We start from the raw sequence: 13,946 nt of genomic DNA, 5'->3' as shown, positions 1-13,946 counted from the left end.
GCGGTGGGACCAATGTGACCCCCACCGCGTAATCTGGGAAATAGATTCTTTAGATGTTGATCATCTGTGGTGTAAATGTTGCCGCCCCAAGCGGCCTCGCTCTGGAGGCGTCGTGTCCCTCTCCGGCCTCGATCTCAATCTCGTCCTGTCCCTGCGGGCCCTGCTGGAGGAACGCAACGTCACCCGCGCCGGGCAGCGCGTCGGGCTCAGTCAGCCGGCGATGAGCGCGGCCCTGGCCCGCCTGCGCCGCCACTTCGACGACGACCTGCTCTCGCGCGTCGGCAAACAGTACGAACTGACCGCCCTCGGCCGCGCCCTGCTGGACCGTACCTCGACCGCCTGCGACCTGCTGGAACGAGTCTTCAGCAGCAGGGCCGACTTCGCCCCGGGCAGCGAGGAGCACGAGTTCACCCTGCTCGCCTCCGACTACGCCGTCGTCGCGTTCGGCGCCGAACTCGCCCGGACCGTGCACGCCGAGGCCCCGGGGGTACGGCTGCGCTTCCAGCGGGCGCCCCTCGACGTCACGGAGGACACGGCACCGCTGCTCAGCACGGCTGACGGGCTTCTGATGCCGCGCGGCATCATCAGCGGCTTCCCCGCCGTCGAGCTGTTCACCGACCGCTGGGCCTTCCTGGTCGCCGAGGCCAACGACGAGGTCGGCGACCAGCTGACCATGGACGATCTGGCACGGCTGCCCTGGGTCGCCTACCAGCGCGCCTACGACGCCCCGGCCGCCCGGCAGCTGAGCATGCTCGGCGTCGATCCCCGCGTGGAGATCTTCGTCGACAGCTTCCAGGCGCTGCCCTTCCTGATCGCCGGCACCCGCCGGATCGCCCTGGTGCAGCAGCGCCTGGCCGAGCAGCTGCGTGGCGTGGCCGCCGTACGCCTCATGGAACCGCCCTACGGGGCGGTCCCTCTCCAGGAGGCACTGTGGTGGCACCCGGTGCACACCCACGACGCGGCCCACATCTGGCTGCGCGAGACCGCGGCCCGCGTGGGAACGGAGCTGGCCGCTTCCGAGCCCGGCCGTATCGCCAAGGTCGCACCGAGATAGCGGGCTCCTGCAGGCGCCAGGCATCCAAGGCCCGGATGATCCACATCTTCGATATCGATCGGATGAGGGCTAGGCAGGACCTGCCCGTTGGCCCATAGTCGTCTCCACCCGGCGCCGGAGCCACACCATCCCCCGCTGCCGGGACCGCACAGGCGCCCGGCGAGCCGACCCGCCGCGACGCCCGGCAGTCATCGGCACCCCGCTCCGAACCTGCCACGGGTTACGGGACGGCCCAACCACGACGGCCGCACCGCCCCCTCCCCTCCCGACCCGCCACGTGGAGTTCCCGCATGCCTGCATCCGTGCCCCCGCTCCCTTCCCCGCCTCCCGCAGCTGTCGCGGACGCCCCGCCCGAGCAGACCGTCGTGTCCGGCCCTGGCCACCGGCTTCGCCTCACGCTGCTGATGGCCGGTGCCTGTCTGCCCATCCTGGGCGCCGTGCTCATCGCCCCCGTCCTGCCCCAGATGCAGGACCACTTCGCCGACGTGCCGGGCGCCGACGCGCTCGTCCCCATGGCCTTGACCATCCCCGCCCTCTCCCTGGCGCTGCTGGCCCCTTTCGCCGGCGTCCTCGTCGACCGGCTCGGCCGCAAACGCCTGCTCGTCGTCTCGACCGTGCTGTACGCGATCCTCGGCACCGCCCCCTGTGGCTGGACTCCCTCGGCGCCATCGTCGCCAGCCGAGCCCTCGTCGGTGTCGCCGAAGCCGCCATCATGACCTGCTGCACCACGTTGATCGGCGACTACTACTCCGGCCGGCAACGCGACCGCTATCTCGCGATGCAGACGATGTGCGCCTCGATCTCAGCGACGGCCTTCTTCGTGCTGGGCGGCGCGGCCGGATCGGCCGGCTGGCGCGCACCGTTCTGGGCCTACGCCGTGAGCCTGCTGCTCGCCCCTGCCATGGCCGCCTTCCTGCCGCGGCCCCGATCGGCCGACCGCGCCAACGAGCCCTCCCCCACCGCCGCGGAACCGATGGCCAAGCGGCCCTTCCCCTGGCGTCCGCTGGCCGGCACCTGCGCGCTGACCCTCTTCGGCGCCATCCTCTTCTACACCGTCCAGGTGGAGATGGCATTCCTTTTGAACGACATGGGCGTCAGCAACCCCGGCGTGATCGGACTGGCCACAGCCGGCTCCAGTGCCGCGGTCGTGATCGGCGCCGTCGCCTTCGCCAAGGCCGACCGCCAGCCGCAAGCCTGGCTGCCCACCGCCTTCGGCCTGTCCGCCCTCGGCTTCGCGGTGATCTGGCTCGCCCCCAACCCCGTCGTACTGACCGCCGGCGCGGTGATCAACTGCCTCGGCAGCGGCATCATGCTGCCGAGCCTGCTCACCCTCGCCATGTCCAAGCTCCACTACGCCGACCGCGGCCGCGGCACCGGCCTGTGGACGGGCTCCTTCTTCCTCGGCCAGTTCGTCTGCCCGCTCGTGGTCCTCGCGCTCGCCTCCGCCGTCGGCACCCTGGCGAACGCCCTGGGCGTACTCGCCCTCGCCGGGGCCGTCGCCACCGCCGCACTCGGCCTCGCCGCCCGGCGCCGCCGGACGGGAGCCACCCCGGAACCGATCCAGCAGACGGCGGGCTGACCTGCCACGGCGCCGATCCAGCACGGAAGCCACACACCCGTCGAGATCGGCATCGCGGATATCCCGGCGATGCCGATCGCCACGCGTTCCACCGGAGAAACGAAAGATGCCGACGCCGACCCTGATCGCCGCCATCCGCCGCAAGCCGGGCATGACGCACCAGGCGTTCCTGCACTACCTCCAACACGTGTACGGCTCCCTGGCCGCCGCGAACCCTCTTCGGATGCGACGCTGACTCGGCTGCCCAAATTCCGTGCGGGGTGACGATGGGCGCGGAATGCTCGTCCGTGCGGCTGTTGTGCTGTCGTACGGACGTGGGGTGATGCGGGTGAGATGCGGCCGAAGGGGCTGCCGGAGGTCCCGCAAGGGAGCCTGGCAATTCGACTCTGCCCATCGACTGCACGATGCCCAGCTTGCGGCAGGCTCGCTTGAACCCGCAGTCGTTTCCATCCACTGGGTGCATGTGGAGCGGGCGTGAGGTGTCATAGCCGCATCGCTCACGGAAACGGCCCCGGACGAGGAGTCCGAGGCCGAGAGGAGCCCTCCCTGGGGAAGAAACCCCAGGTCAGAGCGGTAAGGCGTTGTGCCCCCGGCATGATTCGAACCTGCGACTTCCGCTTTAGGAGTTTTCCATGGGTGGGGCTGTGACCTGTGGAAACGTCGGCCGTGGGGTGTCTGGCCTGGGAAAACACCCCTCCGTAGTTCTCACGTGTTCACGGGTTCCCGGCCTCATGTGTGCTGAATCCGTTCTTCCGGCAGCTTCAGACGGGGGATCGGCTGCTCATGCAAGTGCTTCTGCGGGGTGGACTCGTGCCGAAACGTGGTCGAGGGATGCGCCGTATGCCCGGCTGGTCACCGTTCGGCTTGCAGCCCCGGGAACAGGGTGCGAGCCCGGTGGGGGTCGGGAGCGATGAAGACCCCGTCGGCCGTGACGAGGTTCGCGTCAGGGTCCGCCTGAGTGGTGATCGACCCGTTCACGAAGATCTTGCGGCCGTCCGTGCCGGTGACGCGGACGAGGATCCGCAGGGGTGTTTCCAGTGGGGCCGGGCGGTGGTAGCGCATCTGGAGGGAGACGGTCAGGCCCGGCATCCCGGCTGCTGCGCAGGCACGGCCCATGAGTTCGTCCAGGAGCATGGCGCTCATGCCGCCGTGGCCGTAGCCGGGCGGGCCTTCGTGGGCGATGCCGAGCGTGCAGTGACCCACCAGGCCGTCGGCGGTGGGCGTCACCCGCACGGGCGGGGCCAGTGGGCTGCCGACCCCGGTGACAGGGCTGTACATGCGTGCGCCCGAGGGAAACTCGTCCACCTCGGGGATCTCCGCCCGCGAGCGCCGGCGCCCCGTCAACTGGCCGGTGACGTGACGGACGCCGTCCGCCACGCGGTGGAGGGTGTCCGGGGAGGCGGCGGTGCGGACGGTGGCTTCCACCAGGGCGCGCAGTTCGTGGCCGAGGCGGGTGATGGCCGCCTTCTGGTGTTCCAGTTCCTCTACCTCGTCTGTCGCTCGCGTGGGGTCGGTGGCCATGCCGGTGGGCGGCGGGTCGGTGAGGGAAGTGTGCATCGGGTTTCTTGGTGCGGTGGGCTGATGGGGTGCGGGATGGGTGGGGTCAGTCATTTTGCCCGGACGAAGACCGGCTTCAGGTACTTCTCCGGCAGCGCGGTCGGCAGGTCCTCCCAGTCGATGACCTGGGAAACGACCTTCTCGGGGGCGACCTTGCCAGAGGCGGCGAGTTCGAGGGCGTCGGGGATGTGGGCGCGGACGTTGTCGCGGGCGATGCGCAGGGTGACGCCGTTGAGGTACATGTCGAGCAGGGGCAGCTCGCCGGGGCGGAAGTGGTTGCCCGCCGATTCGCAGATCCCCTCCGGACTCAGGGACTTGACGGTCAGGCCGAGCTGGTCGACGCGGCCGGTGGCCTCGACGGCGATGTCGTAGCCCTGGGGGATCGGGTCCAGGGCTTCAGCGGTGGCGGCCCCGAAGGCGCGGGCCAGGGTGCGGTGTTCGGGGTCGGGGTCGACGTAGAGCACTTCGGAGGCGCCGAGTGCGCGGGCGATGTCGCACACGTACAGACCGATGCTGCCGCGGGCGACGACCAGGACGCGTGCTCCGGGGCGGGCCTTGAGGTGGGGGGCGACCAGACGCCAGGCCAGGGACCAGTTGTCACTGGCGGAGGCCATGGCGACCGGGTCGATGCCGGCCGGTAGCGGGACGAGCATGGCGTCGGCGTAGGGCACGCGGACCAGGTCGGAGAAGAGTCCGCCCCAACTGCCGCCGATCGGTGCGCCGTACATCGCCATGTAGGGCACGGCGGTGCAGTGCGCGGTCAGCCCGGCCCGGCAGCGCTCGCAGGTGCCGCAATTGATGGACCAGGGGACGACGACCAGGTCACCGGGGACTACGGCGGTGACGGCGTCGCCGGTCTCGACGACCCGGGCGACGCACTCGTGGCCCAGGGCGAAGGGCGGATCGATGAAACCGTGACCGGCCAGGATGGAGGAGTCCACGTCGCAGGAGGTGGCGGCCACCGGGGCGACGATCGCCTCTTGGTCGGACTGGAGTTTCGGGTCGGGTGCCTCGCGCCACTCGACGGTGCGCTTCGCGACATAGGTCAGTTCACGCATCGGTGCGCTGTCCCTTCGCCAGTGCCACCAGGTCGGTGTAGCGGATGACGGAGCCGCCCGCGCCCCAGGTGCCGTCGGGCTGTTCGTGCATCAGGACCCACACACGCAGGGCGTCGTCAGAGGCGAGGCCGGCCGCGGCCAGGACGGTCTTCGTCGCCTCCTCGACCAGGCCCGCCTTGCGGCGCTCGGACAGGGCACCTTGCGGGACGGTGACCTCCACCAGGAAGCGCGGCGCGTCGTCCTCGGCGGTGACCTGGGCACGTTCCGGCAGTTCGGTGAGGTAGCTCCACGCCTGGGCGCGGAAGAACGCCGTGTCGGGTGCGCCCTCCCAGCGCAGCAAGACTGCGGCGAGGTCGCGCTGGATGCTCTGGCGGCCTTGTTCGGTCAGGGCGCCGACCGGGGCCGTGAGCCGGATCATCGGCATGGGCATACCTCTCTTCGTTTCGTTCGACTCTTCGCTCGACGCCACAGGTCTATGACAGTCGTTATAAGCGACGGTCACGCTAGACTATGACGGTCGTTATATCCAGTGGGTCGGAAGGGATCGTGTACGTGACCAAGTCCAGTCCGGCGGCGCGCGAGCGGATCGTGGCCGGTGCGGCCGACATGATCAGCCGGCGCGGTCTGAACGCGACGAGCATCCGTGAGATGGCCAAGCACGCCAGGGCGCCGCTCGGCTCGACGTACCACTACTTCCCTGAAGGCAAGCAGCAGTTGGCCACCGAGGCCGTCCGCTACACGGGTGAGTGGGTCGCGCGCCGTCTGCGCAAGGAGCTGGAGGCGGGGCCGGTCGCCGGGCTGCGGGCGTTCCTTGCCCTGTGGCGCAAGATCGTCGTCGACAGTGACTTCAGGGCGGGCTGCCCGGTTCTCGCCGTCTCCATCGAGGAGCCGTCCACGGACGAGACGCCCCCCGCCGTGGTGGCCGCCGCCGACGTCTTCACCGCATGGGAGAGCCTGCTGTCCGACTCGCTGCGCGAGCACGGCGCCGAGCGCGAGCAGGCGGCACAGCTCGCCACCCTCGTCGTCGCCGCTGTAGAGGGGACCGTGGCCATGTGCCGCGCCAAGCGCAGCATCGAACCCCTCGACCGCACCGCGGCGCAACTACAGGCGCTGATCCTCGCCACGATCAAGGACTGAGCCGGCCCGCGCTCGACGTCTTGGGTTTCAGGCGCCCAGCGCGGCGCGGACGGCCTTGATCCTCTCCTCCGTGAACACCCCGCTGTCCAGGAGCGGGAGGACGGACAGTACGCCCCCGGACGAGCCCCAGCTGCCCTCGTCGATCACGCGGAAGTTGACCCACCACGTCGGTGCCGGCTTCTGCAGTCCGCAGGCCGCCGCCAGTGCGGCCAGGACACGTTCGATGACCTGGGCTCGTACGTCCGGCTGCCAGGCGGCGTCCATGACTGCGATGTCGATCACCATCACGTCGAGTTCCTGGTCGGCGTCCGAAAGCAGCCGTCCGCCGATCGCCATCATGTCCTGCTCGCGCTCGACGAAGTGCACCTGGAACCCGACGCGGGCGGCCGGAGCCGGCTGTCCGACCTCGGGCACCAGCACCGCGTCCGTCAGCGTCTCGGCCAGCTCACGGCGCTGCTCCAGGCCCAGGCGCCCCTTCGGGGCGTTCACGGTAATGATCGTCACAACATCCTCCTATGACAGTCGTTATAGACGCTGGCAGACTACACCCGCCTATAACGACTGTCATAAACGGCGGTGTGAGCGTTCAGTCGGAGATCACGGCGGTGCGGTGGATCCACTCGCTGCCCTGTGCCGCCTTGTGCAGGAAGGCGGCCACGTCCGCGCGGCTGATCGTCGGGTTGCCTTTCATCGGCAGCCGGTCGTCCGCCCGGTAGGTGCCCTTGGCGGGGCCGTGGGTCAGCCTGGTGGGGTACACGACGGTCCAGTCCAGTCCGCTGGAGCGGATGCTCTCGTCCGCGATCGCCTTGTCGGCGTAGATCGACCGCAGCAGCGTGCCGTAGATCAGCTTCTGCGCGCTGCTCGACCAGCCGAAGGTGTGGCCGACACCGAACGAGGACAGCCACACCAGACGGGAGACACCCGCTTCTCCGGCCGCGCCGATCACCGCCGTAGAGGCGCGAGTGAAGAGGCCGTCGGCGCGTACCGAATTGCCCCTGCCGAGCGCGGAGACGATCGCGTCGTGCCCGGCTGCCGCGGAGGCGAGGTCGCGGTGCGAGGTGGCGTCGCCGGTAACCGTTGTGACCTGCTCGGCCAGGTCACCCAGGGCCGCCGGATTGCGGACGAAGGCCGTGACCGAGTCGCCGGATCGCACGGCCAGGTCGACGACATGACGACCGGTGGGACCGGTCGCACCGAGGATCAGCAGCTTCATGATGGAGGCTTCTTCCGTGGGCGATTTCAGGAGAGGTCGGCGAGGTCTTCGTCGGTGAGGGTGATCGCGGCGGCAGCCATGTTCTCCTCCATATGGGAGAGGGACCCCGTGCCCGGGATGGCCAGGGCCACCGGCGACGAGGCCAGTAGCCGGGCCAGGCCGATCTGAGGGACGGTGGCGCGGTGCCGGGCCGCCACCTTGGCCAAACGCTCGTCGTCGAGTTCCCGACCGCCACCCACCGGGAAGAAGGGCACGAAGGCGATGCCGGACTCCTCGCATGCGGCCAGGAGGTCGGCTTCGTCGCCCTGGGCGGCATGGTTCTGCACGGCAGTGACAGGTGCGATGGCGCGAGCCTCCGTGAGATGACCGGTGTCGACGTTGCTGAGGCCGAGGTGACGGATCAGGCCCTGCTCACGCAGCGCCGCGAGCGCCTCGAAGCGCTCGACGAGGGACTCACCGTGCGGGGGTTCCATGGCGCCGATGCGCAGGTAGACCAGATCGAGACAATCCACGCCCAGGCCGTCGAGGTTGGCTTCGACAAAGCCGCGCATGTCGGCCGGGGCGCCGTGGGAGAGGCCGTCGGGGCCGATGACGGGGCCCACCTTGGTGGCGATGACCAGGCCGGACGGGTAGGGGTGCAGGGCCTCACGGATCAGGGTGTTCGCTCGCACCGCACCGCCGGCGCTGAAGTAGAAGTCGGCGGTGTCGATGTGGTCGACCCCGAGTTCAACGGCGCGCCGTAGTACGGCACGGCCGGCCTCGGGGTCACGGGCGGGACCGCCCATGCCGGCCTTGGACGGCAGGCGCATGGCGCCGAAGCCGAGCCGGTTGACGTCCAGGTCGCCGCCGATGCGGAATCTGTTGCTCATGGCCTTGAGCCTGCAAGGCCCGGCACCGGCCGACGAGCCCGTGGCATTTTGCTGCCACCGGCACAATGGACGTATGCCACAGGTCATGACGCTTCGCGGTGATGTTGAGCTCTGGGCGCGGATCAAGCCCTTGACGGAGTCCCACGACGCGGAATGGGTCAACGTCGCCCGCGACCTCGACACCTGGCCCGGCGCGCGTGAGGCCGCCCGCCTGACGATGCGCCGTGACGGGGCGGTTCAGGCCCGCAAGCTGTACAGCCCCGCCGTGCTCGCCGACGAGCGCGACCGGGAAGCCCTGCACGAGATGGCCGCCCACGGTATGCGGATCAGGATCACCGGCACCCCGATGTCCCGGGGAACCTTCTTCATCGACCGGCGAACCATGATCTTCACCAGCCCCATGACGTCCGCCCCGACGGCCCGCGGACATCGCACGTACACCATGAGCGCCGCGCCGGCCCTGGTCGACGGGGCATACGCGCTGTTCGAAGCCGCTTGGGAGAGCGCGACCGACCTCGCGGCCTTCCTCAGTCCGCAACGGCCCCTGATCGACGCCCAGACCGGCAGGGTCCTGCGCGCCCTGACCTCCGGCGCCACCGACGAGACAGCCGCACGGGAACTCGGCATGTCTCTGCGCACCTACCGCCGCCGGGTCGCCGAACTGCTCGTCACCCTCAACGCGGGCTCCCGTTTCCAGGCCGGAGTACGCGCGGGCGAGTTGGGCCTGATCCGCGGGTGATCGCCGCCATCAACCGACACGCTCAGCCACAGCCGTGGGCAGCCGTAGTCGACCACCATCCCCTACAGGCGTTGTAATTGCTGTACAGCAGTGACCGCTGGCGTTTGTTCGTGCCCGTGGTGTTGTCCGTGCGGGTCAGCGCCACCTGGCACGTTCCTATCTCTCACTCGTGCAGCGATTGGGAGCGGCGGGGTGTTGACCTGGGGTTTCCAGGCGATATGTGCGCTGACCAGCGAAAACTACTCGCGGTAGTTCTCACTAATCTGCGTCATTTCCCAGGCTCATGTGCCCTGGATGTGCCCTCTCGCGGGTAGTCCACCAGCCGCAGCTGAAGCGCCGCCCACCTCGGGGGCATGGCCGGTCACTGAGGCGGCTTGACCAGGAAGGTGGTGCTGGGGTCGACGTCTGCCGCGCATGCGAGGGTCGGCAGTTCGTGGTCCGGCAAACCAGCGAGTTCCACGGCCGCTCGGCCCAGGCTATGCGCTGCCCGGACCGACTGGCCGTCGGCGACAGCGGCGTAGAACCGAGCGGCGTACGTGATCGCGTCGCCGTCGCCGATCTCGTCAGCCATGCCGATGGCGAAGGGCACAGCTTCGACCAAGTTCTTGATCTGGGCGGCGGAGTGGCAGGAGTTCAACAGGACCAGCAGCGGCGGGTCGTCGGTGGCCTTGATGGCGCTTGCGAAGGCCCGATCTGTAACGATCGCGCCCTCGTGAGGCTCGTCGAGGTCTTGCTCGAAGACGATCAGATCGGTGTCACTGTGGCCGGAGAAGTGCACCACGTGGGGGCGGAACCTGGCGAGGCCGTCGAGTAGATGCTCTGTCGTAGCGGCAGGGTGGACGTCCAACTCGACGAGGTCGCGGTGCAGGGCTCTTTCGACCGCTGTCCGAATACGCGCCTGCTCGCGGCTTACCCGCAAGTCGCCTTCCGATGCGGCACCCAGCATCAGCACGCGCAGCTTTTCCGGCTTCGGCTCCCGCAGTTGCCGCAACACGATGCCGACCTGTTCTTCGGTCGTGGCCAGGCGGCCCTGGATCTTCTTACGCTCGGCCGTTGCCCGACGCTCGGCCTCCTTCTGCTCACGCTGACGCGCCCGCTCGGCTGCCTTCTGCTCGGCCTGCTCTGCCTTCGCCAGCTTGACCTGCAGGTCTGCTGCTCCCTTTCCGTACTTCGCGGCCTTGGCGCTCCAGGAGGCAGCGTCACGAGCCGCAGTGTTCGCCTGGTCCTCGTACCTGTCCGCCTCCCGGAGCTTGCTCCGCGCCGTGCCGGCGTTCTTCGACTTCGCGGCAGAGGTGCGAGCTTTCGCAGCGGCGGCGCGCTTGTCGGCCTCCTTACGGCGATACTCGCCGGCCTTCTTCTCCGCGTCAGTGCGTGCCTTGTTCTTGCGTTCCAGCTGACTGCGGTAGTAGCTCGCATTCATGCCCGTAGCCTCCCGAGGTTCTCGTACCGCCACGCTACGGACGACCACTGACATCGCTCTCCCCAACCGCCTCTTCGATTCGCACGCGAACATGGCGCGGTCGCGATCACGAATGCGGTGGTGCCGTGCTGCCTCGGATGACGAGCTGGGTAGGTACGACGACGTCCTGGTCGGTCTCCTTGCCGCGCAGGACGTCCAGGAGTATGCGTCCGGCTAGTTCGCCCTGCTCAGGACGGGCTGGCGGACGGTGGCCTCTCCCGTCCGCCGGGCGATGGCCCCTAGTCAGGTCTTTCTCTGTGCCCGGGCAGGACCCGAACCTTCGACACCCGCTTTAGGCGTTTTCCCTGGACGGGATTTGACCTGCGAAAATAGCGACTGTAGGGCGTCTGGCATGGCACCATCCAAAAAAAACTTGGCCGCCTGTGCCGTTGGCGCAGGGAGGAGGCGACCGTCCTGATCTTGGCGTAAGGTTCGCCGAGATTGCCACGGGATCACGGAATCGTCATTCAGGCCCCGGCTTAGCTGAAGCGTCGAGCCAGGGGAGAACGAGAGGCTCTTCCCCTCACCCACCTCTGGCGAGGCGGTACACGATGTCCCAACCCTTGTGCGTGATGCGTGCATCATCGTTAGGGGTGGGGGGCCGGCCCAGGAGGTGCTCCCGGTTTAGTCTGGCGACCGCCTGGCAGGTCTTGGGGCCGTAGTGATCGCTCTCGACAACGAGCTGTTCGAGGTACCCGGCCCGCTTCAGAAGTCTCTGCAACTGTACGACGTTCGCGTGGATGCGACCGGGCGCAAGGCGCCGTGGGAACGCCGGGACCATGAAGTGCCTGCGGTCGGATTGGAGGGGGATGCTCAGGACCTGTCCCTCGCGGATGGTGTACGGGATCCGAAGGTCGTTCTCGTCGAGGATGCCCGCCTGACGCACGCCATAGCGTTTGGCAATGTCAGAGACGGTTTCGTCGCGTTTGACGACGTACATCACGTGCGTGTGCTCTGATGGCTGGTAGGCGAAGCGCTGCCGTGGCCACCACGGCCACAAGGGCTCAGCGGGCTTGGTCCGCTTCCGTGCGGTGCGCAGGGCGGCGGCGAAGTCCTTCTGACCTGAGGCCCATTGCTCCAGGTACTGGGCGCAACCGATCTGCGAACGCTCCTCCAGCTCGATAACGAGCTGTGCCTGCGCCGTCATGCTCCACTCGGTGGCGACTGCCCTGAGTACCTTGTTGGACAGGGTGTTGGCCTCAGCCTTCTCCAGGCTGTCCACCGTCGTGGCCACTTGGTGGACGGGGCGTCCGGTAACGCTGAGCAGCAGTTCCGCCTTGTGTGGAAGAGAACGCTCCAACGCCACGGCGAGCCGGGCCAGGTCACTGGGCGGGCGGGTCTGCGAGAGATCGGAAAGCTCGGAGTCGCTGAGAAATCGTGATCCCGCATGATCCAGGTGGCGGAGCATTCCGGCGGCGTGGCCTGCGGGGCGGTGGAGGCTCAACCAGAAGATTCGGTCCGCCGGTCCGTCCTGCCCTGCGGCTTCTAGCTTGGTCACCAAATAGGCGGCCTGGTTGGACGAACATGCTCGGGCCGCGTCGTCGAGCAGCTCTCCCATGGCCTGGTCGGCGATCAGTTGGGTGAGGTGCGAGGTGATGGAGGCGAACTCCTCGACCGTCCGCGCCCGCGCTGTGTCCACGGCTGCCTCCAGCGCGTGCTGATGCTGGCCCACTGCCAACAAGTGCGCGATGAACTGAGAGACCTCCTCTGTGGACCAGCGTTGTACTGCCAGGAACCGGGCAGTGGCAGCAGCTTCGAGGAGCCGTTTCGACTGCAAGGCCGCGACCAGTTCCGCCAGGTAGTCGGGGCCGCGTTGGCTCATACCGACCGCGAATATCTGCCGTGCTTCGTGTTCGTACCCTTCCCGCACGAGGGCAGAGATCATCTCGGCGGCATCGATGGCGCTGCGACTCTCCGCGACGATCTGGGAAAGGAGGGCCGAAGTGTCCTGCATGCCGTCCACGTACAGTGGCAGGAACAACGCCGTGACGTCGGAGGCCGCGCGGCGCTCGGAGACGGATCGCGCTACTTCGATGAGCAGATCGGTCAACTCGGCATGGGCCAGTTCCTGCATCAGCTGGACAGTCTCTGCCACGTCCCTTGTCAGTGCGAAACCCGTGAGGAGCACTCGGGCGTGTTCGGTGAGGTCCGCTCCGCACAGAGCCTCGGCAAACTGGACAGCCTGCTGGGTCGGCTGCAACCGCACGGAAAGCTGCAACAGACTGACCACACACTCGTCCGCGGACATTGCGTGTAGCAGGTCTACTAGATGAGCGGTTTCCTCCACGGGCCGGGTCAGGAACAGGGTCGGCAGCGCGGCCTCGGCTGGAGCACGAAGGCCGGCCTCGAAGAGAGCAGCCAGAAACGGGGCGAGTTCAGCGACTGCTCGTACCTGGAGAGCTGTACGGACGAGGTCGCCAGCGGTGGCCGTGCGTTTCTCGCTCAGGAGGCTCACCGATGTCACTAGCTGGGCGATTGTCGCAGTGCGTGGCGTCGACTCCAGGACATGCAGCATGTCGTTTTGTGCATCACTCGGGGGCTCCGTAGGCACATAGGCGCTGTTACGGATAAAGGGGGTGGCGCCCAGGCTGTTGCGGTCCAGGTCCAGCGGCGTGGGTCGGCTCCGGGCCTTCAGGCGGCCCCGTACATTTCGGAAGATTACGTTGAGGTCGAGCAGCTCGCCCGCACCCGGCACGCCCTTGCTCAAGGTCTCGATGAGTTCCGCGGTGAAGGCCGTGAAGGTCTCCCCTGGCGGGGAGAGAGCTACGGCCGTTTCTCTCGCCGCGGCCATGACATAGGTGCCGTCCACCTCCGCGAGGTCGATGACCGACTCGGATTGGACGCCGAACGCCCGTGCGCCGTAGCAGCAGTCCAGGATGACGATGCGGCGGGCCGCTCCGGTCGACTCGATGGGGCGCCTGATCCAGTCGTAGGGGACGGCCGTGTCGTAGACGGAAGCATTGTCGCTCTGAGGTACGGCCAGGTGCAGGTCACCCTTGTCGTCGAGGAGACCGTGCCCGGCGTAGTAGATGAGCAGTGTGTCGGTCGCCTCGCGTGCTGCTTTTTGCACGGCCTTCGACACCTCGACGGTGGTGGCCGGGTCAACCAGGGCAGCGCAGTTCTCCGTTCGAAACGGGGCGTCGGGCCCGCACAGCAACGCCCTCAGAGCGGGCACGTTGGCCTGCACGGCGGGCAGATCGTCCAGGTGGGAGTAGCTACTGGTGCCGACGAGCACGGCCCGTGAACGTTCAGGGCAGGGAAGATGGTCCACTACTCGGCCG

12 protein-coding genes and 1 pseudogene are annotated in these 13,946 nt (G+C 68.2%); 5 read left to right on the top strand and 8 right to left on the bottom strand.

Going from position 1 to position 13,946, the window contains the following annotated elements:
- The first annotated feature begins 112 nt into the window (after positions 1-112).
- The 3 genes and pseudogenes from ACQEV8_RS18500 to ACQEV8_RS18490 all read left to right on the top strand — a co-directional run bounded on the left by ACQEV8_RS18500 (position 113) and on the right by ACQEV8_RS18490 (position 2,868).
- Positions 113-1,054, top strand: a complete 942-nt coding sequence (locus tag ACQEV8_RS18500) for a LysR family transcriptional regulator (RefSeq protein WP_432961576.1) — start codon at positions 113-115, stop codon at positions 1,052-1,054.
- 290 nt (positions 1,055-1,344) lie between these two features.
- Positions 1,345-2,633 (top strand): annotated as a pseudogene (locus ACQEV8_RS18495) (MFS transporter).
- Between the two features lie 106 nt (positions 2,634-2,739).
- The gene (locus ACQEV8_RS18490) at positions 2,740-2,868 is read left to right on the top strand and encodes a hypothetical protein (RefSeq protein ID WP_432961551.1); all 129 of its coding nucleotides are present in this window, start codon (positions 2,740-2,742) and stop codon (positions 2,866-2,868) included.
- A 617-nt stretch (positions 2,869-3,485) separates the two neighbouring features.
- Here the strand turns inward: ACQEV8_RS18490 and ACQEV8_RS18485 are convergent.
- From ACQEV8_RS18485 to ACQEV8_RS18475, 3 genes are read right to left on the bottom strand one after another with little or no spacing between them, the layout of a single operon-like run.
- A complete protein-coding gene (locus ACQEV8_RS18485) occupies positions 3,486-4,190 on the bottom strand; it encodes a PaaI family thioesterase (RefSeq protein WP_432961509.1) in 705 nt (234 codons plus the stop codon).
- Positions 4,191-4,240: 50 nt separating this feature from the next.
- Positions 4,241-5,248 carry a zinc-dependent alcohol dehydrogenase gene (locus ACQEV8_RS18480; protein WP_432961507.1) on the bottom strand — a complete coding sequence of 336 codons (1,008 nt, stop codon included), beginning with the start codon at positions 5,246-5,248 and terminating at the stop codon, positions 4,241-4,243.
- On the bottom strand, positions 5,241-5,672 hold the full coding sequence (locus ACQEV8_RS18475) for a tautomerase family protein (protein ID WP_432961505.1): 432 nt from the start codon (positions 5,670-5,672) through the stop codon (positions 5,241-5,243). The genes ACQEV8_RS18480 and ACQEV8_RS18475 overlap by 8 nt, the downstream gene beginning before the upstream one ends.
- Positions 5,673-5,800: 128 nt before the next feature.
- Between ACQEV8_RS18475 and ACQEV8_RS18470 the strand changes: the two genes are divergently transcribed.
- Complete coding sequence (locus ACQEV8_RS18470) at positions 5,801-6,385, top strand: TetR/AcrR family transcriptional regulator (RefSeq protein ID WP_432961503.1); 585 nt, start codon at positions 5,801-5,803, stop codon at positions 6,383-6,385.
- 27 nt (positions 6,386-6,412) lie between these two features.
- On the opposite strand, the gene ACQEV8_RS18465 is transcribed toward ACQEV8_RS18470, so the two are convergent.
- From ACQEV8_RS18465 to ACQEV8_RS18455, 3 genes are all read right to left on the bottom strand, one after another.
- Complete coding sequence (locus ACQEV8_RS18465; protein WP_432961501.1) at positions 6,413-6,889, bottom strand: tautomerase family protein; 477 nt, start codon at positions 6,887-6,889, stop codon at positions 6,413-6,415.
- 82 nt (positions 6,890-6,971) lie between these two features.
- Entirely contained in the window at positions 6,972-7,598 is a 627-nt protein-coding gene (locus ACQEV8_RS18460; RefSeq protein ID WP_432961499.1) for an NAD(P)-dependent oxidoreductase, read from the bottom strand.
- Positions 7,599-7,624: 26 nt separating this feature from the next.
- Positions 7,625-8,467: an aldo/keto reductase gene (locus ACQEV8_RS18455; protein WP_432961497.1), complete on the bottom strand. Its 843-nt coding sequence runs from the start codon at positions 8,465-8,467 to the stop codon at positions 7,625-7,627.
- Between the two features lie 85 nt (positions 8,468-8,552).
- Here ACQEV8_RS18455 and ACQEV8_RS18450 point away from each other — a divergent pair, with 85 nt between their 5' ends.
- Positions 8,553-9,206 carry a DNA-binding response regulator gene (locus ACQEV8_RS18450; RefSeq protein WP_432961495.1) on the top strand — a complete coding sequence of 218 codons (654 nt, stop codon included), beginning with the start codon at positions 8,553-8,555 and terminating at the stop codon, positions 9,204-9,206.
- 361 nt (positions 9,207-9,567) lie between these two features.
- Here ACQEV8_RS18450 and ACQEV8_RS18445 read toward each other — a convergent pair whose 3' ends face one another.
- Positions 9,568-10,626 carry a hypothetical protein gene (locus ACQEV8_RS18445; protein ID WP_432961494.1) on the bottom strand — a complete coding sequence of 353 codons (1,059 nt, stop codon included), beginning with the start codon at positions 10,624-10,626 and terminating at the stop codon, positions 9,568-9,570.
- Positions 10,627-11,188: 562 nt separating this feature from the next.
- Positions 11,189-13,900, bottom strand: coding sequence for a caspase, EACC1-associated type (locus tag ACQEV8_RS18440; RefSeq protein WP_432961492.1), 2,712 nt, complete (start codon positions 13,898-13,900; stop codon positions 11,189-11,191).
- Between the last annotated feature and the right edge of the window lie 46 nt (positions 13,901-13,946).

It is taken from the genome of Streptomyces sp. CA-179760 (assembly GCF_050937045.1).
Classification (GTDB): Bacteria; Actinomycetota; Actinomycetes; order Streptomycetales; family Streptomycetaceae; genus Streptomyces.
Note: the sequence above shows the minus strand (reverse complement) of the source record. Positions and strands in the feature narration are given on the sequence as shown.

Coding starts and splice junctions, on each gene's coding strand:
- ACQEV8_RS18490 (WP_432961551.1), top strand. CDS start 2,740: ATGCCGACGCCGACCCTGATCGCCGCCATCCGCCGCAAGCCGGGCATG.
- ACQEV8_RS18485 (WP_432961509.1), bottom strand. CDS start 4,190: ATGCACACTTCCCTCACCGACCCGCCGCCCACCGGCATGGCCACCGAC.
- ACQEV8_RS18480 (WP_432961507.1), bottom strand. CDS start 5,248: ATGCGTGAACTGACCTATGTCGCGAAGCGCACCGTCGAGTGGCGCGAG.
- ACQEV8_RS18475 (WP_432961505.1), bottom strand. CDS start 5,672: ATGCCGATGATCCGGCTCACGGCCCCGGTCGGCGCCCTGACCGAACAA.
- ACQEV8_RS18460 (WP_432961499.1), bottom strand. CDS start 7,598: ATGAAGCTGCTGATCCTCGGTGCGACCGGTCCCACCGGTCGTCATGTC.
- ACQEV8_RS18455 (WP_432961497.1), bottom strand. CDS start 8,467: ATGAGCAACAGATTCCGCATCGGCGGCGACCTGGACGTCAACCGGCTC.
- ACQEV8_RS18450 (WP_432961495.1), top strand. CDS start 8,553: ATGACGCTTCGCGGTGATGTTGAGCTCTGGGCGCGGATCAAGCCCTTG.
- ACQEV8_RS18445 (WP_432961494.1), bottom strand. CDS start 10,626: ATGAATGCGAGCTACTACCGCAGTCAGCTGGAACGCAAGAACAAGGCA.